Consider the following 25,641-nt stretch of genomic DNA (forward strand, 5'->3'; position numbering starts at 1 on the left):
GACTATTGTCACGTCATCCATGCGCGATGGCGGGTCGACCTGCGCGCAGGTGGAGTCGATGGCCATCGAGGCGAGCAGTCGTGGGGGCAGTTGCGGCGCTGTCCAGGGTCCGAGAGCCGGTCGGGCGGTCGCTGCGAACACGTCGAATCGCGGAGTACGCTCGCGATCATGGTCGAGGACGATCCGGTGACGACTAACCCGGCCCACTACCGCATCATCTTTGAGAACGAATTCGTGCGCGTTCTGGAGTACCGCGACGAGCCTGGCGACAGTACGACGCCGCACGTGCACCCGAACAGCGTGATGGTGACACTCAGCGATTTCCAGCGCCGGCTCCGCACCGAGTCGGGCGAGCGGGAAGTCGACATGCACGCCAACGAAGCAGCGTGGCTCCCGGCGCAGCGGCACGCGGGGGCGAACATCGGCCGATCAGGGACGCACGCCATCTTCGTCGAACTCAAAGGGGAGGCAGCCGGAGTCGCCGATTCCCGGATGCTCGGCCCCAGCAGCTGACCGGATCGAGCGCTCGCGAGCCGGTGGTTGAGCGGGCGTGATCGCCTAGATGGCGACGATGCGCGCTCGAGCTTGAGGGTTGATGAGGATGTCGACGTTGTCGGTTCGCTGCTCGGCGGATCCCCGACCTCGCGGAAGCGCGGTGACATCGGGGTTGGTGATCCCGTCCAGCAGTTGATCGATGATGGTCGGGTTCGGATGGATGTGGGGCCGGTCCCAGAACGGGATGGTGGCACCTGTCACTGCGGTGAGCCCCAGGGAGTTCTGCCGCTCGAGCAGGTGCTCCAGCGCGGCGGCGATGCTGTGCTGCCGAGAGGTACCCTCGTCGGCGGTGAGCACTCCGTCGAGCGCACCGCGTAGTTCTGGTGCGTACGCCAGGTGGCTGAATGACGTGCCGAGCCATTTCGCGTACGGCGGCCACCGTCGCTCCAGTATGAACGCCAAGTGCATGGCGATCTGTGCGAGACGCGCGGCGATGATGCGCGATCCGATCTCGTCGCCGACGTCGGACGCGCGGCCCATCAGTGGCAGTTCCTGCGCCAGGCGGATCCAGTCGCACGCCAGCACGTAACGCCACACGTCGTGCGGATACCAGTCAAGGGCCCGTCGAGCCGAGGTCAGCTCGTCAGCGGTGTCGACGAACACCGGACCGGCGACCACTTCCAGCGCGGCCTGCCCCGTGAGCGAGAGCCAGTCGGGCACTGACGGGTCAGCACGGGGGTTGAACCCCAACCGGTCATCAAGGAATCGAGAGACGGAGCTGACGTCCACATGGTGCCGCGGAACGGTCTGACCTGTGAAGGCAAAACGAACCGGGAAGCCCGAATAGTGCTCCGGCAGGAGACGCTGCAGCTGTTCGTCGACTTCGGTGACGGCATCCGCGGGCACGAACAGGCTCAGCCTGAGTCCCCAGTCGTGATCACGCGAGACCTCGTCGTCCCACCCGAAGACATCCGAGCCCGAGCCAAGACGCCCCGCAGCGTGGGGCAGACCCGGAAACCGGTCTGCGAGGATCGGACTCACCACGTCGAAGAAGTACCGCCGCGCGAGAGCGATGCCGCTCTGACCTGACTCAGTCACGGTTCTATCGTGCACGTTCGCGCGCCCATCACGGCGCAGCCGTCGAGTGCGGGTCGTAGGCGGACCGCAACGACTTTCACACTGTCTCGGTTTGCGGATGCCAGCGTCGATCCGCTGCAGCGAACTGCGCCTCGCGTGCTGCTGCGCCTCCAGCAGTCAGCGCGGGAAATCGAAGGCCTATCTCCGGTCCATGACCGCCCGCAACGCGATCCACCATCGGGCGGAAGGTGCTTAGTCTTGGGATGCGTGGAGATCAGCCAGGGATGTCTCTGTGGACTCTTCGAACGTCACCTCGGCGAGCCGCTCATCGCAGGGCACGTCGCTGACTGAGACCGAGCCGTCACGCACCGTCCTCAGTGCTGCACATCCATGCACCGATGCCGACGTCGAGGCCAAGCCCCGAGAGAACGTCGCAGCGTCACGGACGAAGATTCGCACTTCAAGCGACCTTCCGTCTTGCGTGAACGAGGTGACGGCTAATGATCGGAACTCAGGGTCAGCCCTGTCCGACTCACTAAGGAGCAGCCCCCAGGTGTAATCCTCGAAGTCATCTCGATCGATGGTTAGGCCGATATTTGCCGAGTCCGAAAGTTCTCCCATCGACGTGACGGCATATTCCAGAGAAGAGGCCGCCTCATCGCGAGCCATTCGAACCGCCCCGTCGTAACTCGTCACACACCCTGAGCAGAGGCTGGCCGCGACAACGACCACCAGACAGGCGCTGAGGCGCCGGGACGTGATGCGTCTCAGCACTGCCGTCTTGGGCATAGTCGCCACATTCACTTCCGTTCCAACCGAGATTTACACCCGCGGCTATCTGACCTCAGTGCGGCAACTCTCCTACGATGCCCCGGCAGATGCCGTTGGCTCTAGCTAGCTCGCTGTCGACGATCACGCCGTCCTCGGTGACAGGTTGGCTAAACGATGGGTTGTCGGGAATGACGTACTGGTCGGCACGGGTCGCGTAGCCCTTCGACGCGACCGGGTCATTCGTTTCGAAGTAGGCGTGCCAGGCGGCATCGATGAGGATGCAGCGATAGATGCCGCTTGCGTTGTCCGCCTCACCGAGCTGTCCCATGCCAGGAGGATCGATATGAGGCAGGTCGGTCCAAGCCGGCCAGGAGTAGCCCGGAGGCAGCGGCTCGGGCCAGGTGGCGATAGCCGCCTCGTACTCGATCTGGTGCTTGCTGGGGCCAGCTTGTGCAGTCGACGATGGCTTCGGGGTCGGGGAGGCTGCTGCTACAGCGCGCGTTGGGCTCGGCTGGACGGCAGCGGCGCACCCGGTTCCCGCGACACCGAGCAGCAGGATGCTCGCGACAATTGCGGCGAGCCTGAGTTTGCGGTGCGCCATGACGAGAGAAGGATGCAACCACTCGACCTTTGCTCAGTGTTCGATGCGCCGCTCGATGACGCGCCGCTCAAATCTAGTCACCCAACACCCTGTCTTGATGTCCCCTGTTCGGCGGACGAAGGCCCACGTCAACGCCCACAAGCCGGTCCTCGTGCGGGCGGCGATCGAATTCGGGAACCAGCTCGCGCATCAGGGGTATAGACGCACCCTTGAGCGATGCCCGATCGGTTCCTAGAATCCCGCAGCGAAGGGAGCAACCGCCATGGACGGACCAGATCTTCTCGCGACAAGGCTTCTCCGCGGCATGGTCGCTGACGACGTCGACGCCGTCAGTCACCTCGTCATCGAAATCGAAGACAGCGGCTATGCCGGCCTCGTCGCCACAGGACTCGCACAGTCCTACATCAGCGAACTGCTCAAGACGGCCAGGCGCGAACCACTCCTGCGCGCCCTCGAAGCGCGCATCCTCGAGCTGACCACCGCCGCCGACGACACGAACGACAAGCCGGCCTGATACTCCCTCGACACTTTCGCGCCCTGCAAGGAGGGATCTGCCCGGGCGTCCGATGCGCCATCGTTAGCGATCGTGCCGAGGACGGGACGTCAAATGGCGATCGGCTACCGCGCCAGCGCGAGGCTGTCGTGAATTGCTGTTGCAATGCCTTCTGCGTGGTCACCGCGACGATCGATGAGCAGCGCGTGCATGCCCGCAGCACGGGCGCCGGCCACGTCATGTTCGGCGTGGTCACCGACAAACAAGCACTCTTCGGCACTCACCCCAAGCTCAACGGTGAACGCGCCGAACGCAGCTGAGCTGGGTTTCTGCGCCCCGATGCGTTCTGAGGTGCACACAACATCGAGGGAGTCGATCAAACCGATCGCGGTGAGCTTGTCGAGCTGTTGCTCCTGAGTGCCATTCGTAAGTACTCCCACACGCAGTCCAGCCGATCGGAGGCCTTTCAGCAGGCTGGCGCTATCCGAAAATGCCCGCCACGCGCGTCGATACGCCCGGCCATACTGCTCGAATAGGTCATCGAGCTCCACCTCGTCGTCCGGCGGCCGAATCCCAAACGTCGGTAGAACGCTCCGTAACCGTTCCTGACGCTGCTCTTGAAAGCTGATCTGGCCGGCTCGCCACCGCTCGAATTGCAGCTCCTCGGCTGCGAACCACATCGCGCGGGCCTGAGGCGACGACTGGACGCCCAGGGATCCAAGGAACTCGTCGACAGCACGCGAGGCCGATCCGTGATGATCGAACAACGTGCCATCGAGGTCAAAGCCGACGCCGCGCAGAGTTGCCACGGCGACAGCTTACGAACAGGCGCACTTCACCCGGGAAACGGTCCCGCTACGCGCTCCATGGCCTGGCCCTACGATTGGGACACACGACTGGCGCGGGTAGGGAACTACCAGGGAGTGGAGTCGAGAACGTCGTCCGCCTGGGCGTTCTCCGCATAGAGAGCGGAGAATTTCATGACAGCACAGCTGATGGATGGCGCGTCCCTCGCGGACGAGACGTTCGCGCAGATAGCTGAGGGCACAGCCGAGTTGCTTGCGGTCGCTGGGCGACGCCCGTGTCTGGTCACTGTCCTGGTGGGCGACGATCCGTCCTCGCACGTGTATGTGCGGATGAAGGTCAACCGCTCGGGCAAGGTCGGCATCGAGTCCCGACGCATTGACCTGCCGCAAGCGACGACCACGGCAGAGCTCGTCGCCGTCCTGAAAGAGTTGTCGGACGACCGGTCAGTGGACGGGATCCTGCTGCAGCACCCGGTGCCAGCTCACATTGACGAACGCGCCGCGTTTGAGGCGATCGACCCGAGCAAAGACGTCGACGGAGTTACCCGAACCTCCTTCGCTCGCATGGCCTTTGGCGAGCCTGGATTCCATTCGGCCACACCCGGCGGAATCCTCAGGCTCCTCGATCGGTATGACGTTGCGCTTGCCGGAGTTAGGGCGGTCGTGGTCGGGAGGAGCCCCATCCTCGGCCGACCGATCGGGATGCTGCTCCTCGCCCGCGATTCGACCGTGACGTTCTGCCACTCGAAGACGGGAGATCTCGCTGACGCTGTTCGCGACGCGGACATTGTGATCGCCGCAGTGGGGCGGCCAAAACTGATCCGCGGAGACTGGATCAAACCGGGCGCGGTTGTCGTCGATGCCGGCTACAACGCCGGCAACGTTGGCGACGTCGAGTTCGCGGCCGCAGCCACAAGAGCCAAACTCATCACGCCCGTACCGGGCGGTGTCGGCCCGATGACGATCGCGGTTCTGCTCGATCAGACCCTCGACGCCGCCCGCAACCACCATCAGCTGGGTCAATGAGGCCGAGTCCACTACCGCCCTCTATTGAGCGGGGACGTACGAGGCGCCGACCGAGACGACTGAGACATTCACGTGGGAGTCCCTGAACGACACCACCCAGACCGACAGCGCGCTGCTAGCGTCCGGTGATCCGACGAAGACCTTCACGTTCGCGAACGGCAAGCTTACGTACGAGCTGACTGCGATGGGCGTGACCATGACCGTGGAGATGGAACAGCAATAGGCATCCACGTCTAAGCGCCCCGTCCGTGTGCCGGTGCGCGCTCCCGTGCATCGATACCGCATGGCACGGCTTTGGAGCTTGGGGCGGTCTTGACCGATCGAAGTGCTGATGATGCACCGCCCACCCCGCATGCCCCGCCCACGGTCCTATCCACGGGCTGCACACGGCGTGGCGGCTTCAACTCCGAGACAACGAGCGCTGGAACCGTTCGAAGGATCCTGAGGCACCGCTGATCGGAACCTTGCAATCGGCAAAGCTCCTCCCGATAGGTTCTTTATCGACGGCGCGTTCCGGACGGAACATCGCGGGCCGTGGAAAGCGGCACCAGGCCTGTCCAGACTTCCTGCGAGCCGGACGACGACGCGCCGATCCGTCGCACGGAACGGATCTATCTTGTAGCGCCGACCATCGCGCACGACCTGTAGGCCTACCCCTGCCACCCGCAGAGGAGAAGCAATACCGGAGGGCAGCCTTGCGGCCTGCGGTCCTCCCCTGAGAAGAGAGCAACATGACTGAGTCGAACCCGCCTGGAAACTACCCGGCGAACTGGTACCCGGACACCAACAACCCCGGCCAGGAGCGCTACTACGACGGCACCATCTGGACCGAGAGTGTTCGCCCGGCACGGCCGACTGTCACTGCGGTCGCGGAGCCCTCGCCGAAGAAGCCCCGCAACATCCTTGGCATCGTGGCTCTTGCCGTGTCTGCGGTCGGCTTCGTCTTTGCCTGCATTCCCGGCGCACTCATCCTGGGATGGGTGCTTCTGCCGATCGGGTTCATCCTAGGCATCGTTGCTGTGTTCCAGAAGGACAAGCCCAAGTGGCAGGGGCTGACCGCGATCATCGTGTCGGTAGTGGGGACCATTGTCGGGATCGTCGTGTTCGTCTCCCTGGCCGCAGGAGCCGTGAACGATGCGATCGAGGACACAGTGGCCGAGGATGTCGGCTCGTCGGAGGTGGCTGACGACGAGGAGGCTGCCGAGGAGGAGCCGGCCGACGCCGCCGCCGCGGTTGAGGAGCTCGTACTCGGTGAGTCCGCGTTCGGCATGGACACCGAGAACGGCATGGGCTGGTACGCGGTGCAGGTCACCAACCCGAACGCGGACTACGTGTTCTCGTTCGCGGAGATCTCCGTCGAGGCGTACGACGCCGACGGCGTGCTGCTGGATTCCAGCAGCACGTACACCACGATCCTGTCCGGCGAGAGCTGGTACGTGGGGGACTTCTTCGAGATCGGCACCGGGGTCATTGACCACATTGAGGTGCGCGGGCCGACCGCGGACGCGGCGACCCACTCTCCCGCGGCGGAGACCGGTTCGATGAGCATCACCGACGTCGTCACCGGCGCCGAGTACGACATGATGAAGGTCTCCGGGAAGTTGGTGTCAGTGTTCTCCGAGGATCAGGATCTGGTCACCATCGACCTGATCGCCCGTGACGGCGCCGGCAAAATCGTCGGCGTCGACTCCACCTACACCGATCGCGTCCCCGCCGGCGGCACCGTGGCGTGGGAGACCTCGTTCTGGGAAGTGCCGCTGGACTCCGCGGTCACCGCGTACCCGCACCTGTAACTCGTCACAACGGACAGCGGCCACAGGGGGACTATCGCCTGTGGCCGCCGCCGTACGCGCACCACCCACTGGTGGGTTACTGGGCGCGCGCATCCGGGTCCAGGAGCGCGCCAAACTGGCATCTGTGCCATACTCCACGCGCACAGACGCACCACGACCCCGCTCGGAGAACCTGCTGCGCCCGACAGGCGGTCGCTCATCGGACAGTCGGGCGGACCGGCCCGTGCGCGCCGCGATCTACGCCGCAACGGCGTCCTCCTCCTCGTCCTCGTCGACTTCAGTGGAAGCCATCGACAACAACGTGATCGCTGCAAGGCCAACGATCGAGGAAGCCGAGAGGATCCAGGCGCTCATTCCCCAGTAGGCTGGCAAGCCTCCGAATTGGGTGCCTGCAATGGCAAATCCGAGCCCGACGACCGAGACTTCGAACACGATAAGGATGCCGTCTCTGAACCAACGACGTCGACGAACCTTCATCCTCATCGAACGTCGCTCGACGACAAGGGTCACGATCACTAGCGGCAGCACCGTGGCGAGCACCTGGCACGTCTCCCAATTCATCACCATGGCCAGAGAGTAGCGGCCGATTCAGCGCCAACCATGGCAGTGAGCACCCGTCGGGTGGGGTTGGATGAGACTGTGAAATCGCGCCGCGCTTGGGTTGGTCTCCTGATCACGGCTCTCGTGATGCTTGCGGTTCTGCTCGCAGTGTGGAGCCTCGTTCGCACCCTGGCCGGCGATGGGAACCCCTTTGAGATGATCGCGATGGTCACCGGCTTTGTGCTCGCCGGGACAGCGGCCGGTGTGCTCTGGACGCCTCTTCGAAACACCGGCCGTATCGCGACTCTGAGAATGCGCCGCCCCCGCGCCGTCGTCCTGGGGGCGCAGACCGAGCCGTTGCTCGATGCTCGCATCGCGGCGGACTTCCCGGTGCCAGGGACCGGCCCGACCAGCTTCGGCCAACTGGTAACCGTCGTGGCAGACTCCGACGGAGTCTCGTTCTGGAAAGGCTCCAGTACGGACCCGTCGCGACGAGCGCTCATTCCCTGGCAGGCAGTGCGGCGGGTAACGACGGGCGAGGTGATGCTCGCCCGACCGTTGACCACCGTTCGCCTCGAGCTCTTCGATACTCACCCCGTCGATTTCGTCCCCAACCGGGACGGCCTCCTCGGCTACACGGCGGTACTCGACCCAAAACGAATCGCCGACTACGCCACTGCGATCGAGACGATCCGCCCCTAGCCGCGCGCAGGTCGAACAAAGCCGCCTCGAGAGTCGAGCCAGCGCCCGCACCCCGCTCCCTCAGTGTGCGGCGCAGACGACCTGTTGCTAGTCGAGGCCCACGCTACGTCCGCGACCCAGGTTCCCGAAGGCTATGGATCCCCAGCCGTCACTTCACGTTCGTCGGAGGGGGTCGCGCTCCTCTGCGATTGGCATTCCGGCGTTCCCGATCCCGGAGTGCATCACGTCTCGATCGCCGCGCCAAGCGTTCCAGAACCGGATCGTCATCTGATGTGATCGGCCGGGCATCGCAACGAGATCGGTCGTGGGCGGGGGACTGACTGCGCACGAATAGCCCGCCCGCTGACAACGCGCGCAGAGCAGCCACATTCGCGCGGCGCATGGCGCCGCTGTTACCCCGTGTGCTGAGTCGAAAGCGCGACCTGGGATGCGCTCGTGGCATCGCGGTCTGCGCGCCGTGCCGCGCGAGCGGTGAGAGGTCCGGCAACCGACATGGCAAGGATTGCCGACACCGCGCCGAACATCGCACCCCAGACCACCAATCCGTATGGTCCGCTCATCGCGAGTCCGAAGACCAGCCAGAAGGTCAGCGCACCGAAGGCCGATGAGAGCCCGCCGACCCACCCCCGAGAGGCGATCGACCGGTCCCTTCGCCGAGTCCACAGGGCGAGACAGATTGCGTAGATCAGGCTCGCGGATGCCGCGGTGAGAGCGCCGAAGAATCCGCCGTAGGCGGGAAGCATCACGATGGCGAACTCCTCGCCGCGGTCCGGCGGGACGAGCCATCCGAAGACGATGAAGAGAAAGAGCCCGCCGACCGCGGCGCCGACGCCCACCATCCATCCAACGACGGAGCCGTACGTTCTCCAGAACATCCGCCAACGGTATCTGTCTCGGTGCTCGATGTGCACGGCTCGCCGCTCCGACCGGGTGTGCCCGATCTGATGTCAGGCCAACCGGCTCCCGGTTCGCCTTGTCAGACGGCAGCGCCGCGGACGGCTCTAGCAGATCGCCCCGGAGTAGCGTGGGGTTGTGATCTGGAACGTCCTGAGCACGATCGCAGGCGCGGCGGTCGTGGTGTACGGACTTTCCGACATCTTCCTGACGCTGGTTCACCCGCACGCACGAGGGCGGCTCACACGCGGGATCGTCGCCGGCATCTGGGCGATCACGTCTCGCTTCGGCCGCCGCGCACGCGCCGCATCTGGACCGCTCGCCGCGATCTGCGTCGTGCTGTCCTGGGCGGCGATCCAGGCGATCGGATGGGCACTCATCTACCTTCCTCATGTGCCCGACGGATTCGTCTACCCCGACGGGATCGACCCAGCGAGTTACCCCGATGTCTTGGAGGCTCTCTATTTCTCGCTGGTATCGCTGTCCACGCTGGGGTTCGGGGAGGTCGTCCCGGCAGACCCCTTCGTTCGTGTGCTGTCACCGCTGCAGGCAGTGACGGGGTTCGCGCTATTAACCGGCGGTGCGACCTGGCTCCTTCAGCTGTTCCCGACCCTTGCGCGCAGGCGGTCGACGGCGCTCTATCTCACGCTCCTCGGCCGCGCGTCGTACCCCGACCACATCGCCGAAGCGGACCCCGTCAGCGCGTCGGTCGTCGTCCATGCGGTGGCCCAGCACATCGCGAGCGCGCAGGTCGACCTGAGTCAGAGCCCCGAGTCCTATTACTTCCGCGAGGGCGAGAAGCCGACCTCACTCGGTCACGCACTCCCCGTCGCCCAGGCCCTCGCTGACGCGGCCAGCGCGTCCACTCACGCCGACCTTCGCGTGGCCGGACTGATCCTCGACGACGCGCTCGAAGAACTCGGCACCTGCCTGCGTGACAACTTCGGCGCGCTCGGCGAAACCCGAAGTGACGTCATCGCATCCTTCGCCCGAGACCACGCCTAGCGGGCGGGGGCTCCGGCGGATGACGCGCATCCGGTCCGGGCGAGTCGCCCGGAAGCACGATCTGCGCGGGGCCCGTGCTCGCTCGCTGCAGGCTCCGCCCTCGCCCTCGCCCTCGCCCGCGCGCCGCGACTCGACGGTCAGCGGAAGCGTCGCTCGAGCAAGGTCGATGCGGCAGCGAAACCTTGGGCCTCGTAGAGTGCTGCCGCCTTCGAGTTCGCGCTCACGGTAACCCGCGGGATCTGCAGCTCGTCGGCGACGGCGACCAGGCCCGCGAGCAGCTGCGAGCCGATCCCTGCTCCGCGGTAGCCGGGGCGCACGTAGACGCTCTGAATGTCGCCCGTCCGTCGACGGTGATTGCGGATGTCTGGGACGCGCTCGAAAATGACCAGCCACGCCATCCCGATGAGGGTGGTGTCGACTTCCGCGACGAAGCAGATCACCGACCCGCTCCGTTCCTCCCACCACTCGCCGAGCGCCCTGGCGAACTCGTCCCGCTCCTCGGCGGAAGCGCGGGCTGGGAGAGCAGCCCACTCCTCCTTGAGCGCAGCAATCGAGTCCAGGTCCGACGGCACCGCTCTCCGCACGGCAACGCGATGTTGCATGTTCCTTCTCGCAATCCTGCTCCGTCGAATCAGCGTTCGTGATCCCACAGCCGGCTCATCGGCACTGTCCGATCGAGCACCCGCTCCGCCGCGCGATGCCCCGAGCAGAGCGCAGCGGTGACGGTGGCGGGGTCGTCGGTCCAGGTCGCCTCGCCCGCGATGTGCAGCACGCCGCCGACGGGCGTGGCGAGATCGTCGTGATCCTCTGTCGTCGATCCGACCGTCATATACGCGTACGAGCCGTGGGCGAACGGGTCATCCTGCCAGTTGGTGAGGTGGACCCGGGTCGGCAGCTCGACCTTCTCGCCGTAGAGACGGCGCAGCTGGGCGAGGATCGAGTCGACGACGCGATCCTCGGTCCAGCCGTGCGTGTCGATCGCACCGCGGCCTGCGGCGAATGTGAGCAGCGCGGGTGTGCCGTGGAGCGCCGTGAGGTCGTACCAGGAGTGCCACCAGGCGCCCTCGGGGCCCTGCTGGCGGATCGCGTACACGCCGTCGTCCCAGAACTTCGTCGGGAACCGCAGGAACACCTTCTCGAAGGCGTTCATCGTCAGTCGGCGCAACGCGCCGGCGACGGGCTCGGGGAGCGGCGGCTCGATCACGAAGTCATCCGACCGCAGCACGCCGACGGGCACGGTCACGACGACGCTGGCGCCGGAGAAGACGCCCTGGTCGGTCGTGACGACGACGCCCCCGCTCGACCACTCCACCCGGGAGACGATGTGGGACAGGCGCACGTCGAGTCCGTTCGAGAGGTTCGCCGGGAGGCGGTCGTAGCCGTCGGGGAAGACGACTTCGTCGCCGTCGATCGAGTCGTCGTCGAGACCGTGCGCGGCGAGGTCCTCGATCCGTGCGCCGTACTGCTCCTCCGACCGGTGCTCCATGTATTCGCGCACACGCTGGGCGCGCTCCTCATCCCATCCCTGGGCGGCGATCGCCGTGTCGGTCACGTCGCGGTACGAGGCATCCGGAGCCGACTGCGCGACCACCCCCAGCAGAGTGGCGTCGACCGCATGGATGTCGTCGACGAAGCGCTGGGCCTCGGCATCGGTCAGCCGCGCCCCGTCGGGGCCGTAATAGGCGATCGGGCGACTGTCTGGCTGGTAGCCGCCGACGGTGAACTCCACCGTGCGCATGCCGAACGCCCGCGCCGCCGCAGCGACCGGGCTGTCGGTGATGCCGTGGATCCAGGAGGCGCCGAGGTCGGTCACGAATCCGTCGCGGCGTTCGGTCGTCACTCGACCGCCGATGCGGTCGCGGGCCTCGAGCACGACGACCTGTCGACCGGAGCGCGCGAGCAGGCGTGCGGCGGTGAGGCCGGCGACCCCGGCGCCGATGACGATCGTGTCGATGGGATCCATCTCCGGCTCTCCTCTTCGCGCGCGCGTCGCGCCTGTCCGACGCTATCGAGCAGGACGCCTCGGCGCGACCGTGCGGTACGAGGCGCTCGCCGCGTTCCGTCAGCGATCCGAGAGGGATGCCGGTGTCAGCGATCCGCCTCGAGTGCCTGCGTGCCGATCACCGAGAGCAGCTGAAGCATGTCGTGACTGCCCGTTCCCGGTGTCGCGGTGAGGACGAGGAGCGTCTGACCCTGCTCGGGATCGACGAGGAACTGGCACTGCAAGTCCATCACTCCGACCTCGGGATGCTGCACGCGCTTCTCTCTGGCGTGCGTGGTGCGGACCTCGTGCTCTGTCCAGATGCTGGCGAATTCGGGACTCTCCGCCAGCAGGGCTTCGACGATCGCCCCGGCGCGGGATTGCGGACCGTGCTTCGCATACACCGTGCGGATATCAGCGGTGAACGCACGCGAGTGCATTGCGTGGTCCTCGGTGGGGTACACGTCTCGTACCGAGGGATCCATGAACCATCGATAGCCGATGCTGCGCATGAATCCCTCGTAGCGGGTTTCGTCGCCGAAGAGCGCTCGTGCTGCGGGCGTCTGCGCGAGCGTCTCGCCGAGCTCGGTCATCACCTGTGCCGGGGTATCGGACAGGCGATCGAGCACGCGCATGACTCCGGGGGAGATGTGGTCGCTGCGGAGCGCCCGCGCGGGCGCGGTGTGCCCGGCGAGCCGGAACAGGTGATCGCGCTCGTCGAGCGAGAGCCGGAGACCTCGCGCCATCGCGGCGAGCATCTGCTCGGACGGCTGCGGACCGCGGCTCTGCTCGAGACGGCTGTAGTAGTCGACCGACATGTCGCAGAGCGCCGCGACCTCCTCGCGGCGCAGCCCGGAGGTGCGCCGCCGCGCACCGCGCCGCAAGCCGACGTCCTCCGGCTGAAGCGCCTCGCGGCGGCGGCGGAGGAAGTCCGCCAGCTGCGCTCTATCCATGCTCCGAGTCTCCGAGATCACCACCGACGGAACAAGGGACCGCCGATCCTTCTCTTCGCGTCGACGGGCTCATGCCGACACCTCGACCCCCGTCATCCGCTTCGACAGCTCCCAGACTCGGCGCGCGGCGTCACGATCGTCCAGGCGCGAGTAGAGCTTCTGCTCGGCGGGCGGTCCGCTGAGGTGCCGGAAGCCGCGCGGACCGTAGAGTCTGCCCCCCTGTGCGTCCGGGTTCGTCGCCGCGTACACGGCCGACAGTGCGGCCGAAGACGGAGTGCCGACGAGGAGGCCGCGGCGCGACATCGCGCGGATGAACCGGACCGCGACGGTGTCGTCGGGGCGTCCCATCTCGGGCTGCGCGGAGAGCAGGTTGGTGGGAGTGATGCCGGGGTGGGAGAGATTGCTGCGGATGCCCCAGCCTGCCGCGTCCGAGCGGCGCTGCAGTTCCATCGCGAACAGGCCGAACGCGATCTTCGACGAGCTGTAGGCCTTCATGGGGTCGTAATGGCGTTCCCAGGCGAGGTCGTCCCAGTTGATCGCGCCCTGGTCGGCGGCGATGCTCACCTGACTCGTCACGCGCGCACGACCGTCCCGCAGCAGCGGCAGCAGGCGCGCGACGAGTGCGAAATGGCCGAGGTGGTTGGTCGCGAACTGCAGTTCGAAGCCGTCGCCGGAGAGCCGACGCGTCGGCGGGTTCATGACGCCGGCGTTGTTGATCTGAATGTCGATCGGACGTCCCGCCGTCAGCAGCTCGTCCGCCAAGGACGCGACCGAGTCGAGTGACGAGAGATCGAGCGCCGACACCCGGATGCCGGCATCCGGCGTGCGCTCGCGGATGCGATCCGCCGCCGCCTCGCCTTTCTCGACGCTGCGGACCGGCATGACGATCTCGGCGCCCGCACGGGCGAGGCGAGCGGCGATCTCGAATCCGACGCCGTCGCTCGCACCCGTGACGAGGGCGAGGCGGCCGGAGAGGTCGGGCACGGGGATGTCGAGCGATGCGGGCATCGGGGCTCCTGGGGCATTCGAAGTGGACTGCCTCCATGCTGGGCGGAATCCGTTGTTCGATTCAGGGCGCGCCTACCCAGGGATCGCCGGTACCTGGCTGCGGTCTGATCAGGCCGCGTCCGCCTGGAGGCTCGCGACGTAGGCGCGGCCGGCCTCGGCGATGGTCGCGGCGACAGCCTCGGGCTGCGAGGCGGCGACGGCGTGCGAGGCGCCTGCGATCTCGTGCGTCCCGCGTGACCCGGCGCGCTCGGCGCCGGCACGGTGCACCGCGACGGGGATGTTGAGGTCCTGGTCGCCGAACACGTGCCACGAAGGGATGTCCTTCCACGCCGGGCGAGCCGTGAGAAGGCCCCCCGACAGCGCGGCCTGCGTCACCGGGCGCTGCGTCGCCGCCATGAGCGCCGCTTCGGCGTCGGACACATCGGCGGCGAACTGGTGGTGGAACACCTCCGGACGGATCGCGAGCTCGTCGCCGCCTGTGGCGACGGGGTAGGCGGCGAGCGCCGCGCCCAGCGTGCTGCCGGGCTCACTCGTGGAGAGGTCGAATGCGCTCCGACCCGTCTCCGGCACGAAAGCGGCGACGTAAACGAGGCCCACCACGGCATCGTTCTCCGCGGCGGCCTCGGTGATGACCATGCCGCCGTACGAGTGACCGACGAGAACGATCGGCCCGCCGATCGAGGTGATGACGTCGCGCACGTACTGCGCGTCGCCGGACAGGCTGCGCAGCGGGTTCGCCACTGCGACGGCGCGGACGCCGTGCTGCTGCAGCCGGGCGATGACGCCGTTCCAGGAGGCGGACTCGGCGAAGGCGCCGTGGACGAGGACGATGGTGGGCTTCTGCTCGGTCATGATCGTGCTTCTTTCTGCGAGTGGGTGAGGCGGTGCATCGATGAGCGGCGAGGTACGCCGTCGTCAAGAAGGACCGAGCTCTCCGCGCCGGTGTGACACATCCGCCACGGCGTTCGCCGATTCGACCGACCCGTCACAGATCGCGGGGCCGTCCGGTCCTTAAGTAGCGTGAGACGAATCATGAGCCTGGAAGCGAACTCCGGCGCCGGCACGGACGATCTCGACGACGCCGTGGCCGTGTTCGACGAGCATCGTCGCCGTATCTTCGGCATCGCCTACCGCATGCTCGGCACGGTGGCCGATGCCGAGGACATCGTGCAGGAGACCTGGATCCGCTGGCAGGGCGCCGACCGCGCGGCGGTGCTCGAGCCCGCCGCGTTCCTCGCGACGATCGCGACCCGCCTGTCGATCAACGCCACGCAGTCCGCCCATGCGCGGCGCGAGACGTATATCGGACCCTGGCTCCCCGAGCCGATCAACACCGACGATGATCCGGCGCTCGGTGCCGAGCGGGGCGAGGCGCTCCAGTTCGCGATCCTGCTGCTGCTCGAGAAGCTCACCCCGACCGAGCGCGCGGCGTACGTGCTGCGGGAGGCGCTGGACTATCCCTACGAGCGCATCGCCGACGTCGTCGGCTCGACGGTGGCGAGCGCGCGGCAGCTCGTGAGCCGGGCGCGCAGGCACCTGGCGTCCGCACGCCGCACCGAGGTGCCTGCGACGCAGCAGCGCCGGCTGCTCGAGGCCTTCCTCGTGGCTGCGCAGAAGGGTGAGGTGGCCGAGCTCGAGCACCTCTTCGCCGACGACGTCGTGAGCTACACCGACGGCAACGGCGTCAGACTCGCGGCCCGCACCCCGGTGGCGGGGCGCAGCCGCGTCGCCACGTTCGTCGCCGCGTTCTCGAGCCACTTCTGGACGGGCAAGACGATCGACTGGGTCGAGGTCAACGGCCAGCCCGCCGCCACCCTCGCGGAGAACGGCGTGGTGACCACCGTCGTGACCGTGACCGCGTCGGAGGACGGCATCGTGCAGCTCCTCTGGGTGATGAGCCCCGACAAGCTCCGCCACGCCGTCGCGGCCGGAGCATGACCCGCCGACGTGTCGCGCGGTGGCTTCACGCTTCACGACGGGCGGATGCCGCCGCCACCGCCCGCCATGACCGCCTCGCCCGGGACCTCCTCGCCGCCGCCTCATCGGGCGACGGTCGCGGCATCCAGCGTCTGCTGAGAGCGGATGCCGAGCTCATCGTCGACGGCGGCGGACTGGTGGCCGCGCCGGTCGGGCCGCTGCGCGGCCGCGATGACGTGGCCGCGTATCTCATCCACGTCCTCGGAGACGGCAAGGCCCTCGCGGTCGAGCCTGTCAACGGGCTGCCGGGGCTCGTGATCCGCCGGTCCGAGCGGCGACGCGTCGTCGGCGTGCTGTGCTTCCGCGCGGGTCGCGCGGGCATCGAGGAGGCGTGGCTGGTCCTGAACCCCGACAAGCTCGCCCACTGGGACGCGCGATGATCCGGGTCGCCGTCGTCCACGGAGTCGTCACATCCGGGCTCTCCGCCCGGTCGTAGCTGGTGTGCGCCGGTCCCGGCGCTCCACGCATACGAAAGGCACATCATGGCAAAGGTCGTCGTCATCGGAGGCTCCGGCCTCATCGGCTCGAAGGTCGTCGCGAAGCTCGCCGAGCACGGGCACGAGGCCGTGGCGGCCTCGCCGAACTCCGGAGTCGACACGATCACCGGCGAAGGACTCGCCGAGGTGCTCGTCGGAGCCGATGTCGTCGTGGACGTCTCGAACTCGCCGTCGTTCGCGGCCGCCGACGTGATGGAGTTCTTCACGACGTCCACGAGCAACCTCATCGCGGCCGAGCGCGAGGCGGGAGTCGGCCACCACGTCGCTCTGACCATCGTCGGCACGAACCGTCCGCAGCACATCGACTACTTCCAGGCGAAGGTCGCGCAGGAGGCGCTGATCCGAGAGTCCGGCATCCCCTACTCGCTCGTCCACGCGACGCAGTTCTTCGAATTCGTCGGCGGCATCGCCGACACGTCGATGAAGGACGGCGCCGTCCACCTTCCGGGCAACCTCGTGCAGCCCATCGCGGCCGAGGACGTCGCGACCGCTGTCGCCCGCACAGCGGCCGGCGCGCCGCTGAACGCCGACGTCGAGATCGCCGGACCCGAGCAGATGGGCCTCGACGAGTGGGTGCGGCGCGCGCTGGCCTTCCGCGGCGACGCGCGCGAGGTCGTCGGCGACCCGGAGGCGACCTACTTCGGCGCACGCATGGAGGAACGCACCCTCGTCCCCGTCGAAGGAGCGCAGATCTTCGCGACCACGCTGGACGAGTGGCTGCCCGCCAACCCGCCTCGCAGCTGACGGGACCGGATGCCTCGGCGCGCGCCGCGCCGAGGCATCCGCAATCCGCCGCGTCCGCGCCATATGCTCGTCCGATGGCGCTGTACAACCATGGCAAGAGTCGCCCCCCGCGGACCGAGAGGCGGCGCGCGGGATACGCCTGGGTCGTTCTCGTGTTCTGCGTGCTGACAGCACCCTTTGTCGTCGTCGGTGCCGTGCAGAGCTGGTCCCGGGCGCCCGTCGCTCTCATTGATGCGCTGATCTTCAGTGCGGCCGCGGTGCTCATGCTCGTGGGCGTCGCAGCGGCGATCGTCGCGCTCGTGCGTCGCGGCTGAGCTGCGGCATCCGCTCGACCGGCCCTCGGGAGCCGACGGCGTGGCAGAATCTCGACCAATGGCCAATCTGACGATCATCCAGCAGTCGCCCGAGCCGGAACAGGTCGCGCAGCGATCGCGCACGCGCCGATCCATCGCCGCCAAGATCCGCGCGATGGGGCAGAACCGCATCGGCGCCCTCCTCCTGCTGCTCGCCACCGCGATCGCGATCGTGTGGGCGAACATCGCGACGGGCTCCTACGCGGCGTTCTGGGAGACCCACCTCACGGTAGGCGTCGGCGATCTGCACCTCGATTTCACGCTCCATGCGCTCGTCAACGACGCCCTCATGGCGATCTTCTTCTTCACGGTCGGGCTGGAGGTGCGCCGCGAGTTCGCGATCGGAGAGCTCACCAGCTGGTCGCGTGCGATGGTGCCGGTCATCGCCGCGATCGCCGGACTCGCGCTCCCCGCGCTCCTGTTCGTGCTCATCGCCATGGGATCGGGCTACGAGGCCGCGTGGGGTGTCGTGATCTCGACCGACACGGCATTCCTCGTCGGGGCGCTGGCGCTCATCGGACCGCGCGTGCCCGGCCGGCTCCGCGTGTTCCTTCTCGCCCTCGCGGTCGTCGACGACATCGGCGCCCTCTCGATCATCGCGCTGGTCTACACCGAGAACTTCACGCCGCTGCCGCTCGCCATCGCCGCCGTGGGACTCGTCGGCGTCTACTTCACCCGGTACCTGCCCAGCGGACGCGGCCCGGTGTACGCGACGCTCTCGATCGTCGTCTGGCTCGCTTTCCTCGCGTCGGGCGTGCATCCGACACTCGCGGGCGTGGCGATCGCCCTGCTGGTGCCGGTGTACCGGCCCGACCGGCGCGACGTCGAGCACGCGCTCGAGCTCGCCCGCACCTTCCGGCAGTCGCCGAACAGCGAGTACGCGCGCGCCGCGGCGAACAGCCTGCGCGAGTCGATCTCCATCAACGAGCGGCTGCAGTCCGCCTACGCACCCTACGTCGCGTACGTGATCCTTCCGCTGTTCGCCCTCGCCAACGCCGGGGTGGTGCTCAGCCCGGAGATCCTCGGCCGGGCGATGACCTCCGCCCTCACGTGGGGCATCGTCGTCGGACTGGTGGTCGGCAAGCTCCTCGGAGTGTTCGGATCGACGGCGCTCATGAAGCTCATGAAGGTGGGGGAGTTCGGCCCAGGGCTGACCCTCGACCGGCTGGCAGGCGGCGCCGCGCTGTGCGGCATCGGCTTCACGATCTCGCTGTTCATCGTCGATATCGCCATCGACGGCGCCGACGCGAAGAACGCGGCGCGCGTCGGCGTGCTCGCGGCATCCGTCATCGCGTTCGTCCTCGCGACGATCATCTTCCGGATCTCCGACGCGGTGCGGCCCGACACCGACCCCGGACAGACGCTCGCACGGCCGGTGGACCCGCGACGCGATCACATCTTCGGCTCGCCCGACGCGCCCTTCACGATCGTCGAGTACGGCGACTTCCAGTGCGGCTTCTGCCTCAAGGCGTCCGGCTCGATCCACGAGGTGTACGAAGAGCTCGGCGACCGGCTGCGCTACGTGTGGCGCCACGCGCCCCTGACGCAGTACCACCCCAACGCGCTCGCAGGTGCGGAGGCGGCAGAGGCGGCGTCGCTGCAGGGCAAGTTCTTCGAGTTCGAGCGGGGCCTGTTCGCCGACCAGGAGAACCAGCGGCCGTCCGACATCATCCGCCTCGCGCACGAGCTCGGGCTCGACGTCGACAGGTTCGAGCGGGATCTCACGGCTCCCGAGGTCACCGGCCGGGTGCAGGACGACATGCTGGATGCCGAGGCCATGGGCATCACGTCTGTGCCGACGCTGTTCATCAACGGTCGCAGGCACACCGGGCCGTACGACTCGCAGTCGCTCATCCGCGCGCTGTCGGGTTCCGACCCCGAATCCGCTCCGGTCGGCCCCACCGGCCCGGCCGCTCAGTAGCCTGGTGGCGATGGACACCGCATCCGACCCCATCCAGCGCCCGGAGCTCACCGATGCCCAGTGGGAGCGCCTGTGCGGCTTCGGCGTGCCCGAGCGGGTGGAGGCGGGCGACTACCTGTTCCGCTCGGGTGATCGCACCTATGACCTGATCCTCGTCGACGAGGGCGAGGTCGAGATCGTGCGCGACTCGCTCTTCTGGATCGAAGAGGCGGTGCTCGCCCGCAGCGGCGCGCGGACGTTCGTCGGGGAGCTGGGGCTTCTCAACGGGCAGGGCGCCTTCCTCTCCGCCCGGGCGGCCACGCCCGCGCGGGTCCTTCGCGTGACCCGGCCGGAGCTGCGACGGCTGATGGCCGAGGACGACGAGCTGTGCGACATCATCCTCCACGCGCTGTGGGCGCGCCGCGAATCGCTGCGCCGCGGACCGGCCGCCCTCACCCTGAAGTTCGTCGGTCAGAGTTCGTCGCGCGACTTCCTCGCGCTCCAGCGCTTCGCCGAGCGCCTCGATCTGGTGCACAAGACGGTCGCGCTCGCACCGGGCGAGCTGGGCGCCCACGAGAAGCTCGGGCTCACGGCCGACGACCTCCCGATCGCCTACATCCAGGGAGAGGCGATCCCGCGCGCCACTCCGGGAATCGTCGCCGAGCGCCTCGGGCTCAGCTATCAGGCCAATGGCGACGAGGTCGTCGATCTGGTCGTCGTCGGGGGTGGCCCCGCCGGCCTTGCCGCGGCGATCTACGGCGCCTCCGAAGGACTCAGCACGGTGCTGCTCGACGCCGTGGCTCCGGGCGGGCAGGCGGCCTCGACATCCCGCATCGAGAACTTCCTCGGGTTCCCGTTCGGCGTCAGCGGAGGCGATCTCATCGGGCAGGCCAGCCTCCAGGCGCTCAAGTTCGGTGTGCGCGTGTATGCGCCGTGCGAGGCGGTCAGGCTCGAGCCGGTCGAGGACCGCCAGCTCGACGTGACGCTCGCCGACGGTCGCCTCATCCGCACCCGCACCGCGATCGTGACGTCGGGTGCGGCCTACCGGCGCCTGGACCTCGAGCGATGGGCCGACTTCGAGCGCGCCGGCATCTACTACGCCGCGACGCAGCTCGAGCTGCGTCAGGTGATGGAGTCGCCGGTCGTCGTCGTGGGCGGCGCGAACTCGGCCGGGCAGGCATCGCTGTATCTCGCCGCGAACGGATGCCCCGTCCACCTTGTGGTGCGCGGCACCGACCTCGGCGGGCGCATGTCGTCCTATCTCGTCGACCGGCTGCTGGAAGATCCCCGCGTGCAGGTGCACACCGGCGCGAACGTCGTCGGTCTCGACGGCGGCGACGCCCTCGAGCGCGTGCGGATCGACCGCGTCGGCGACGTCGATGCGCGCGGCCTGTTCTGCTTCATCGGCGCCGATCCGGCGACAGGCTGGCTGTCGTCGCTCGACCGCGACGCGGACGGCTTCCTGCGGACGGGCACCGACATCGCTGCCCAGTCCCTCGCGCAGTGGCAGCGGCTGGGCCGCGAGCCACTGCCGTTCGAGACCTCCGTTCCGCGGGTCTTCGCCGCGGGCGATGTGCGCCGCGGTTCGATGAAGCGCGTCGCCGCCGCTGTCGGCGAGGGGTCGAGCGCCGTCGCGTCGGTGCATCGCGCCCTCGCCGGCTGACCGTTCCGAGCCCTACGAGGAGAAGACCGTGCTGGACGACATCGACGTGACGGCCGCGCCGAGCGGAACCGGCTGCGCCGACTGCGACGCCGTGGGTGGCTGGTGGCTGCATCTGCGCCGCTGCGCGGCGTGCGGCCACGTCGGATGCTGCGACTCGTCGCTCGCCCAGCACGCCTCCGCGCACGCGCGGGAGAGCGGGCACCGGCTCGTGCAGAGCTTCGAGCCGGGCGAGGACTGGTGGTGGGACTACGAGGCGGCGACGTGGGCGGACGGGCCCGACCTGGCCCCGCCGACCAGCCGCCCCGACGAACAGACCGTTCCCGGCCCCGCCGACCGAGTGCCGGCCGACTGGCGCGCCGAGCTGAAGGCCGCCGGGCGCTGAACGGCGCCGGTCACCCCGGGGTCAGGACTTGGGCCATTCGATGAGGAGCAGGCCCTGCTTGGTGTCGGCGAGCTTCACCGAGCCGGCGACGAAGAGGTAGGTCATGCCGTAGCCCTCCTCGTCGACGGCGATCGTCGTCTCCTTGGGCTCGGTGATGTACACGCCCTCGGAGGACTCCTCGCGGATCCAGCCCTGGTCCACCATCGAGGTCTGCGCCTCGGCGGCCTCCTCGTCGCCGATCGGCGCCCAGCCGAACAGCTGCAGGTGATCGCCGGCCGGGCCCTCGAAGTCTGCCCAGACGCACTGGATGCCGTGGGCGAGCTCGAGCTCGCCCAGGTAGAACTTCTCGGCGCGTGACGACCATCCGATGCTCTCGAAGTCGGCGACGACGTCGGCGCCGATGAGGGTCTCGCAGGTGGGGTCTTCGTCCGCGGCGTCGGCGGTCGGTGTGGGTGTCGCCTCGGGTGGGGCGGCGGTGGGCGTGCCGGCCATCGACTCGGTGGGCTGCGACGCGGGGGGAGCCTGCGACGCGCACGCGGTCGCCAGGGTGGCGGTCAGCGCGATGACGAGCGCGGCGCCGAAACGGTGTCGTGGGGGGAACATCGAGCGGTCTCCGGGGGAGGGGATCGGATGGTGCAGGGCTAGGGGGAGTGCAGCAATGCGAGGAACGGATCGTGGAGAACGCGGTTGGTGGCCAGCGACGACCGTTCGGACAGCGAGTCGTGGCCGTCGTACGAGGTGAAGCGTCCGCCGGCCTCGGTCACGATCGGAACGAGCGCGGCGATGTCGTACTCCTTCACGCCGAACTCGGCGACGAACTCCAGCCGCCCTTCGGCGAGGAGCATGTACGGCCAGGCGTCGCCGTAGCCTCGGTCGCGCCAGACCGACGACGTCAGTCGCTCGAGCGCGTCGAGCTTGCCGGCATCCCGCCACTGCCCGATGCTCTGGAAGCTCACGCTCGAATCGGCGATCGTGTCGACGGTCGACACGGCCAGGCGCTTCGGCGCGCCCGAGGGCGTGTTCGTCCATGCGCCCAGTCCCGTCGCGGCCCACCACCGCCGCCCGATCGCCGGCTGGCTCGCGACCCCCACGCGAGGCACGCCGTCGATCGACAGGGCGATCAGAGTCGTCCACATCGGGATGCCCTTGAGGTAATTGGCCGTGCCATCGATGGGGTCGACGATCCACTGGCGGTTCGAGTCGCCGGTGACGCCGTACTCCTCGCCGAACACGCCGTCGTCCGGGCGCTCGACCTCGATCACCGCGCGGATCGCCCGCTCGGTCGCGAGATCGGCCTCGGTGACATGGCTCGCATCCGCCTTCAGGCTGACTTCGAGATCCGCGGCATCGAAACGGTCCATGGATGCCGCGTCCGCCGCGTCCGCGATGCGAAGCGCCAGCTCGAGATCGGCGCCGAGGTCGCCCTCGAACGGCGCATCGAAGGGAGGCGTCGAGGAAGGCGGGGTCACGTTACCGAGGATATCCGGCCAAGAGCGACCTCGATTTCCGAGTCACGCAATCGTGATGCTAATGTTGACCCTCGGTTCGCCTCTTGCGAATCACGCACCTCTAGCTCAATCGGCAGAGCAACTGACTCTTAATCAGTGGGTTCTGGGTTCAAGTCCCAGGGGGTGCACCAAATAGAAACGCCTGGTCAGAGTGTGAATCTCTGCCAGGCGTTTCTCGTGTACAAACTCGAGCGTGCACGAATGCCAGGGATTTGCTAGGAGCGCGGCTTGGATCGCCGCGCCGCGACGCCGTTTGCGCGCCCCAATGAAATACCGTCAAACCCGTCAAACAGACTGCCAACAGGATGCCGCCGACCCGTACGGGCAGCAGGGCCCGAAAAGTCCTGCACGACGGGCTCAGGCGGTCGAGCTTCGCCACGACGAGGCCTGCGGCGTCGCGCTTCTTCGGGTGCAGGCGTTCGAGCGCGGCCTGGAGCTGAGGGCGGTCGAGCGACTTCGCCGACAGACCTTCGTCCACGTACCACTCGATGTCCTAGGGCGTGTTGCTAAACACTCTTGGGCCGTTCGTCGGTGAGTGTTGATGTCGTGTCGCGTGACGTGATCTCGGATGAGGCCTGGGCGGTGATCGGGCCGCTGTTCCCGGTGGTGAGAGCAACGGGTCGGCCACCGGTGGACCGTCGCGCGTTGGTGGAAGCGACCGCGTGGCGGTTCCGGACCGGGGCTCCGTGGCGGGACGTCCCAGAGCGGTTCGGGAATTGGAACACGATCTATAAGAACTTCAACCGGTGGGCCGAGCAGGGCGTCTGGGCGAGGGTCCTCGAGAAAGTCCAGTCCCTCGCGCATCAGCGGGGAGACTTGGATTGGGTCGCGTCGATCGACTCGACGATCGTGCGCGTGCACCAGCATGGCGCGACCCTTCCTCGAGTCACGGGGGGCCCTGTCGAACTACAAGAAGTTCGGGCTGGAGCCTCCTGATCACGCGATCGGAAGATCTCGCGGCGGCCTGACGACGAAGAACCATCTGGTCTGCGACGGTCGCGGGCGCGCCCTGGCGTTCATCCTGACCCCCGGGCAGGCGGCCGACACCAGGTTGCTGTCGACGACGCTGGAGCAGATTCGTGTTCACGGCGCGGTCGGCGGGCCGAGGTCCCGGCCTGATCGGGTCCTCGCGGACAAGGGTTACCCGTCACGGGCGAATCGGGCATGGCTTCGCGAGCGGGGCATCGCCGCCACGATCCCAGAACGGAACGATCAGATCGCCAACCGGCGCAAACGCTCCGGCAGGCCGATCGAGTTCGGCGACGAACAGCGACTCCGCTACCGCGGCCGGAACGTCGTCGAGCGTTGCTTCAACAAGCTCAAGCAATGGCGCGGGATCGCGATACGCTCAGACAAGACCGCCCGGAATTACCACGCAGGACTCTGCCTCGCCGCCACGCTGCACTGGGTCGCCAGCAGCTAGCGACCGGATATTAGGGCGTGTAGTCCTCGAACTCCCAGAAGCCGAGCCGGCCCAGGCGGTTGCCGATCTCGCTCCACTCGTCGCCCTCGACACGTCGCACTCTGGCCTCGAACCAGTCGTGGAGGACTCGCTCGTCGAACTGCCCCATGGTGACGACGACGTGGTGTCGCGCGTCGTAGATGCCTCCCGTCTTCCGGCAGGCCTGAGCGAGCCACTCGGGCGTGCAGACGGTGACGTCGAACGTCTCGTCACCAGGACCGTCGGCGGGGCCAACCGTCAACCGAGCGTTGATTCTAAATGCCGACGCATCGGCAGCCAGACTTCTGGGATCCGGGTCGAAAGCGAGACTCCGCAACGTCGCACGCATGCGACCGATACTGCCCTATGACACGACGGGAGACTGGCCCACCGGGCCGCCGACCGGGTTTAGCAACACGCCCTAGCCGTGGCTCGCGGCGTAGCGGGTGATGGTGTCGCGCTGAGCTTCCAGGCCGAGGCCGGAAGCGGCCTGCTCCTCGGTGCTGACTCGGAGGTAGCCGATCATGGTAGTCATGGAGTCTCCTTCGGGATGACAGAATCTGTGTCGTGGGCGGAAGCAGGCAGAACAAGCGCGATGGAGTGTTCGCCATCGTCGGCGGGCTGGCGATCGCTGCGGTCGGCGGCGGCTTCGCGCTCGCCGGTTACGGCTGGCTCTACGCCGTGTGGTTCGCCTGGATCTCGCCCGTGCTCATTGGCCTCGGTGTGCTGGTCTTCCTTGGTCGCGGACCGAAGAAGGACTCCGACCTGGGCCTGTAGGTGTCCGATACCCGGGCCGGTGTACAGGTCGGGTGCGAAGATGTGGCTGGTGTCGCAACAGCCGGGGGCGAGCACGCGCCCGCACAGGGTGCACAGGAACTCACCTCCCGTGCTGGTGCGCATCCTGGGTCAGCGTCCATACCTGCTCAACGGTGACATCGATATCGATCTCCACGAAGATGCCCCGGCGCGCCACCCCTCGAGGCTAACCCGTGCGTGTAGTTGGCCCCCGCCAGAGAAGGTGACTAGCGTCG

At 67.7% G+C, this 25,641-nt stretch carries 30 protein-coding genes, 1 tRNA gene, 1 pseudogene and 1 riboswitch; of the genes and pseudogenes, 16 read left to right on the forward strand and 16 right to left on the reverse strand.

All coding sequences use genetic code 11. The annotated features are described in order from the left end of the window. Positions 1–168: 168 nt before the first annotated feature. Positions 169–513, forward strand: coding sequence for a cupin domain-containing protein (locus EER34_RS10015; RefSeq protein WP_127474464.1), 345 nt, complete (start codon positions 169–171; stop codon positions 511–513). Between the two features lie 45 nt (positions 514–558). Here EER34_RS10015 and EER34_RS10020 read toward each other — a convergent pair whose 3' ends face one another. The 3 genes from EER34_RS10020 to EER34_RS10030 all read right to left on the reverse strand — a co-directional run bounded on the left by EER34_RS10020 (position 559) and on the right by EER34_RS10030 (position 2,944). Continuing rightward, a complete protein-coding gene (locus tag EER34_RS10020; RefSeq protein ID WP_240642276.1) occupies positions 559–1,539 on the reverse strand; it encodes a DUF4037 domain-containing protein in 981 nt (326 codons plus the stop codon). A 285-nt stretch (positions 1,540–1,824) separates the two neighbouring features. Beyond that, positions 1,825–2,361 carry a hypothetical protein gene (locus EER34_RS10025; RefSeq protein ID WP_127474466.1) on the reverse strand — a complete coding sequence of 179 codons (537 nt, stop codon included), beginning with the start codon at positions 2,359–2,361 and terminating at the stop codon, positions 1,825–1,827. A gap of 55 nt (positions 2,362–2,416) precedes the next feature. Continuing rightward, positions 2,417–2,944, reverse strand: coding sequence for a hypothetical protein (locus EER34_RS10030; protein ID WP_127474467.1), 528 nt, complete (start codon positions 2,942–2,944; stop codon positions 2,417–2,419). Between the two features lie 304 nt (positions 2,945–3,248). On the opposite strand from EER34_RS10030, the gene EER34_RS10035 reads away from it, so the two are divergent. Next, entirely contained in the window at positions 3,249–3,458 is a 210-nt protein-coding gene (locus EER34_RS10035; RefSeq protein WP_127474468.1) for a hypothetical protein, read from the forward strand. Positions 3,459–3,562: 104 nt separating this feature from the next. Here EER34_RS10035 and EER34_RS10040 read toward each other — a convergent pair whose 3' ends face one another. Beyond that, positions 3,563–4,246: an HAD family hydrolase gene (locus EER34_RS10040; RefSeq protein ID WP_127474469.1), complete on the reverse strand. Its 684-nt coding sequence runs from the start codon at positions 4,244–4,246 to the stop codon at positions 3,563–3,565. Positions 4,247–4,319: 73 nt separating this feature from the next. Continuing rightward, positions 4,320–4,396: riboswitch (ZMP/ZTP riboswitch) on the forward strand. Between the two features lie 21 nt (positions 4,397–4,417). Between EER34_RS10040 and EER34_RS10045 the strand changes: the two genes are divergently transcribed. Both EER34_RS10045 and EER34_RS17750 read left to right on the forward strand, forming a co-directional pair. After that, the gene (locus tag EER34_RS10045; protein WP_127474470.1) at positions 4,418–5,269 is read left to right on the forward strand and encodes a bifunctional 5,10-methylenetetrahydrofolate dehydrogenase/5,10-methenyltetrahydrofolate cyclohydrolase; all 852 of its coding nucleotides are present in this window, start codon (positions 4,418–4,420) and stop codon (positions 5,267–5,269) included. A 731-nt stretch (positions 5,270–6,000) separates the two neighbouring features. Then, positions 6,001–7,062, forward strand: coding sequence for a DUF2510 domain-containing protein (locus tag EER34_RS17750; RefSeq protein ID WP_127474471.1), 1,062 nt, complete (start codon positions 6,001–6,003; stop codon positions 7,060–7,062). A gap of 237 nt (positions 7,063–7,299) precedes the next feature. On the opposite strand, the gene EER34_RS10055 is transcribed toward EER34_RS17750, so the two are convergent. Then, the gene (locus tag EER34_RS10055) at positions 7,300–7,629 is read right to left on the reverse strand and encodes a hypothetical protein (RefSeq protein WP_127474472.1); all 330 of its coding nucleotides are present in this window, start codon (positions 7,627–7,629) and stop codon (positions 7,300–7,302) included. 33 nt (positions 7,630–7,662) lie between these two features. Here EER34_RS10055 and EER34_RS10060 point away from each other — a divergent pair, with 33 nt between their 5' ends. Beyond that, complete coding sequence (locus EER34_RS10060; RefSeq protein ID WP_127474473.1) at positions 7,663–8,304, forward strand: hypothetical protein; 642 nt, start codon at positions 7,663–7,665, stop codon at positions 8,302–8,304. A gap of 392 nt (positions 8,305–8,696) precedes the next feature. Here the strand turns inward: EER34_RS10060 and EER34_RS10065 are convergent, their stop codons facing one another. Then, on the reverse strand, positions 8,697–9,179 hold the full coding sequence (locus tag EER34_RS10065) for a hypothetical protein (protein WP_127474474.1): 483 nt from the start codon (positions 9,177–9,179) through the stop codon (positions 8,697–8,699). Between the two features lie 157 nt (positions 9,180–9,336). On the opposite strand from EER34_RS10065, the gene EER34_RS10070 reads away from it, so the two are divergent. After that, the gene (locus tag EER34_RS10070) at positions 9,337–10,203 is read left to right on the forward strand and encodes a potassium channel family protein (RefSeq protein WP_127474475.1); all 867 of its coding nucleotides are present in this window, start codon (positions 9,337–9,339) and stop codon (positions 10,201–10,203) included. A 137-nt stretch (positions 10,204–10,340) separates the two neighbouring features. Here the strand turns inward: EER34_RS10070 and EER34_RS10075 are convergent, their stop codons facing one another. The 5 genes from EER34_RS10075 to EER34_RS10095 all read right to left on the reverse strand — a co-directional run bounded on the left by EER34_RS10075 (position 10,341) and on the right by EER34_RS10095 (position 14,997). Beyond that, positions 10,341–10,805, reverse strand: coding sequence for a GNAT family N-acetyltransferase (locus EER34_RS10075; RefSeq protein WP_127474476.1), 465 nt, complete (start codon positions 10,803–10,805; stop codon positions 10,341–10,343). A gap of 29 nt (positions 10,806–10,834) precedes the next feature. Then, the gene (locus EER34_RS10080; RefSeq protein WP_127474477.1) at positions 10,835–12,166 is read right to left on the reverse strand and encodes a flavin monoamine oxidase family protein; all 1,332 of its coding nucleotides are present in this window, start codon (positions 12,164–12,166) and stop codon (positions 10,835–10,837) included. A 125-nt stretch (positions 12,167–12,291) separates the two neighbouring features. After that, positions 12,292–13,137: a helix-turn-helix transcriptional regulator gene (locus EER34_RS10085; protein WP_127474478.1), complete on the reverse strand. Its 846-nt coding sequence runs from the start codon at positions 13,135–13,137 to the stop codon at positions 12,292–12,294. Positions 13,138–13,206: 69 nt separating this feature from the next. Continuing rightward, positions 13,207–14,145: an SDR family oxidoreductase gene (locus tag EER34_RS10090; protein ID WP_127474479.1), complete on the reverse strand. Its 939-nt coding sequence runs from the start codon at positions 14,143–14,145 to the stop codon at positions 13,207–13,209. 108 nt (positions 14,146–14,253) lie between these two features. Further along, a complete protein-coding gene (locus EER34_RS10095) occupies positions 14,254–14,997 on the reverse strand; it encodes an alpha/beta fold hydrolase (RefSeq protein ID WP_127474480.1) in 744 nt (247 codons plus the stop codon). A 180-nt stretch (positions 14,998–15,177) separates the two neighbouring features. Here EER34_RS10095 and EER34_RS10100 point away from each other — a divergent pair, with 180 nt between their 5' ends. From EER34_RS10100 to EER34_RS10130, 7 genes are all read left to right on the forward strand, one after another. Then, positions 15,178–16,083: an RNA polymerase sigma-70 factor gene (locus EER34_RS10100; protein WP_127474481.1), complete on the forward strand. Its 906-nt coding sequence runs from the start codon at positions 15,178–15,180 to the stop codon at positions 16,081–16,083. Then, a complete protein-coding gene (locus EER34_RS10105) occupies positions 16,080–16,502 on the forward strand; it encodes a sigma-70 family RNA polymerase sigma factor family protein (RefSeq protein WP_127474482.1) in 423 nt (140 codons plus the stop codon). The genes EER34_RS10100 and EER34_RS10105 overlap by 4 nt, the downstream gene beginning before the upstream one ends. Positions 16,503–16,604: 102 nt before the next feature. After that, positions 16,605–17,363, forward strand: coding sequence for an SDR family oxidoreductase (locus EER34_RS10110; RefSeq protein ID WP_127474483.1), 759 nt, complete (start codon positions 16,605–16,607; stop codon positions 17,361–17,363). A gap of 74 nt (positions 17,364–17,437) precedes the next feature. Further along, complete coding sequence (locus EER34_RS10115) at positions 17,438–17,677, forward strand: hypothetical protein (protein WP_127474484.1); 240 nt, start codon at positions 17,438–17,440, stop codon at positions 17,675–17,677. Between the two features lie 58 nt (positions 17,678–17,735). Further along, positions 17,736–19,637, forward strand: coding sequence for a Na+/H+ antiporter NhaA (gene nhaA / locus EER34_RS10120; protein WP_127474485.1), 1,902 nt, complete (start codon positions 17,736–17,738; stop codon positions 19,635–19,637). A 10-nt stretch (positions 19,638–19,647) separates the two neighbouring features. Beyond that, the gene (locus tag EER34_RS10125; protein WP_127474486.1) at positions 19,648–21,279 is read left to right on the forward strand and encodes an FAD-dependent oxidoreductase; all 1,632 of its coding nucleotides are present in this window, start codon (positions 19,648–19,650) and stop codon (positions 21,277–21,279) included. Between the two features lie 31 nt (positions 21,280–21,310). Further along, a complete protein-coding gene (locus tag EER34_RS10130) occupies positions 21,311–21,661 on the forward strand; it encodes a UBP-type zinc finger domain-containing protein (protein ID WP_127475610.1) in 351 nt (116 codons plus the stop codon). Positions 21,662–21,682: 21 nt separating this feature from the next. On the opposite strand, the gene EER34_RS10135 is transcribed toward EER34_RS10130, so the two are convergent. Together EER34_RS10135 and EER34_RS10140 are read right to left on the reverse strand one after the other, a co-directional pair. Next, positions 21,683–22,264 carry a hypothetical protein gene (locus EER34_RS10135; protein ID WP_127474487.1) on the reverse strand — a complete coding sequence of 194 codons (582 nt, stop codon included), beginning with the start codon at positions 22,262–22,264 and terminating at the stop codon, positions 21,683–21,685. Between the two features lie 38 nt (positions 22,265–22,302). Next, entirely contained in the window at positions 22,303–23,130 is an 828-nt protein-coding gene (locus tag EER34_RS10140; RefSeq protein WP_127474488.1) for an inositol monophosphatase family protein, read from the reverse strand. 94 nt (positions 23,131–23,224) lie between these two features. On the opposite strand from EER34_RS10140, the gene EER34_RS10145 reads away from it, so the two are divergent. Next, a tRNA-Lys gene (locus tag EER34_RS10145) sits at positions 23,225–23,300 on the forward strand. Here EER34_RS10145 and EER34_RS17755 read toward each other — a convergent pair. After that, positions 23,279–23,647: a recombinase family protein gene (locus EER34_RS17755; protein WP_240642277.1), complete on the reverse strand. Its 369-nt coding sequence runs from the start codon at positions 23,645–23,647 to the stop codon at positions 23,279–23,281. The two genes, EER34_RS10145 and EER34_RS17755, sit on opposite strands and share 22 nt — an antisense overlap. Positions 23,648–23,685: 38 nt before the next feature. Between EER34_RS17755 and EER34_RS10155 the strand changes: the two are divergent. Then, positions 23,686–24,592: pseudogene (locus tag EER34_RS10155) on the forward strand (IS5 family transposase). Between the two features lie 10 nt (positions 24,593–24,602). Here the strand turns inward: EER34_RS10155 and EER34_RS10160 are convergent. Together EER34_RS10160 and EER34_RS10165 are read right to left on the reverse strand one after the other, a co-directional pair. Further along, positions 24,603–24,959 carry an Imm8 family immunity protein gene (locus tag EER34_RS10160; protein WP_127474490.1) on the reverse strand — a complete coding sequence of 119 codons (357 nt, stop codon included), beginning with the start codon at positions 24,957–24,959 and terminating at the stop codon, positions 24,603–24,605. Positions 24,960–25,031: 72 nt separating this feature from the next. Then, positions 25,032–25,145, reverse strand: a complete 114-nt coding sequence (locus tag EER34_RS10165; protein ID WP_205791562.1) for a recombinase family protein — start codon at positions 25,143–25,145, stop codon at positions 25,032–25,034. 32 nt (positions 25,146–25,177) lie between these two features. Between EER34_RS10165 and EER34_RS17490 the strand changes: the two genes are divergently transcribed. Continuing rightward, on the forward strand, positions 25,178–25,387 hold the full coding sequence (locus EER34_RS17490) for a hypothetical protein (RefSeq protein ID WP_164743538.1): 210 nt from the start codon (positions 25,178–25,180) through the stop codon (positions 25,385–25,387). Positions 25,388–25,641 lie beyond the last annotated feature (254 nt).

Origin of the sequence: Microbacterium sulfonylureivorans (assembly GCF_003999995.1) — a bacterium.
In the GTDB taxonomy this organism is placed as follows: Bacteria; Actinomycetota; Actinomycetes; order Actinomycetales; family Microbacteriaceae; genus Microbacterium; species Microbacterium sulfonylureivorans.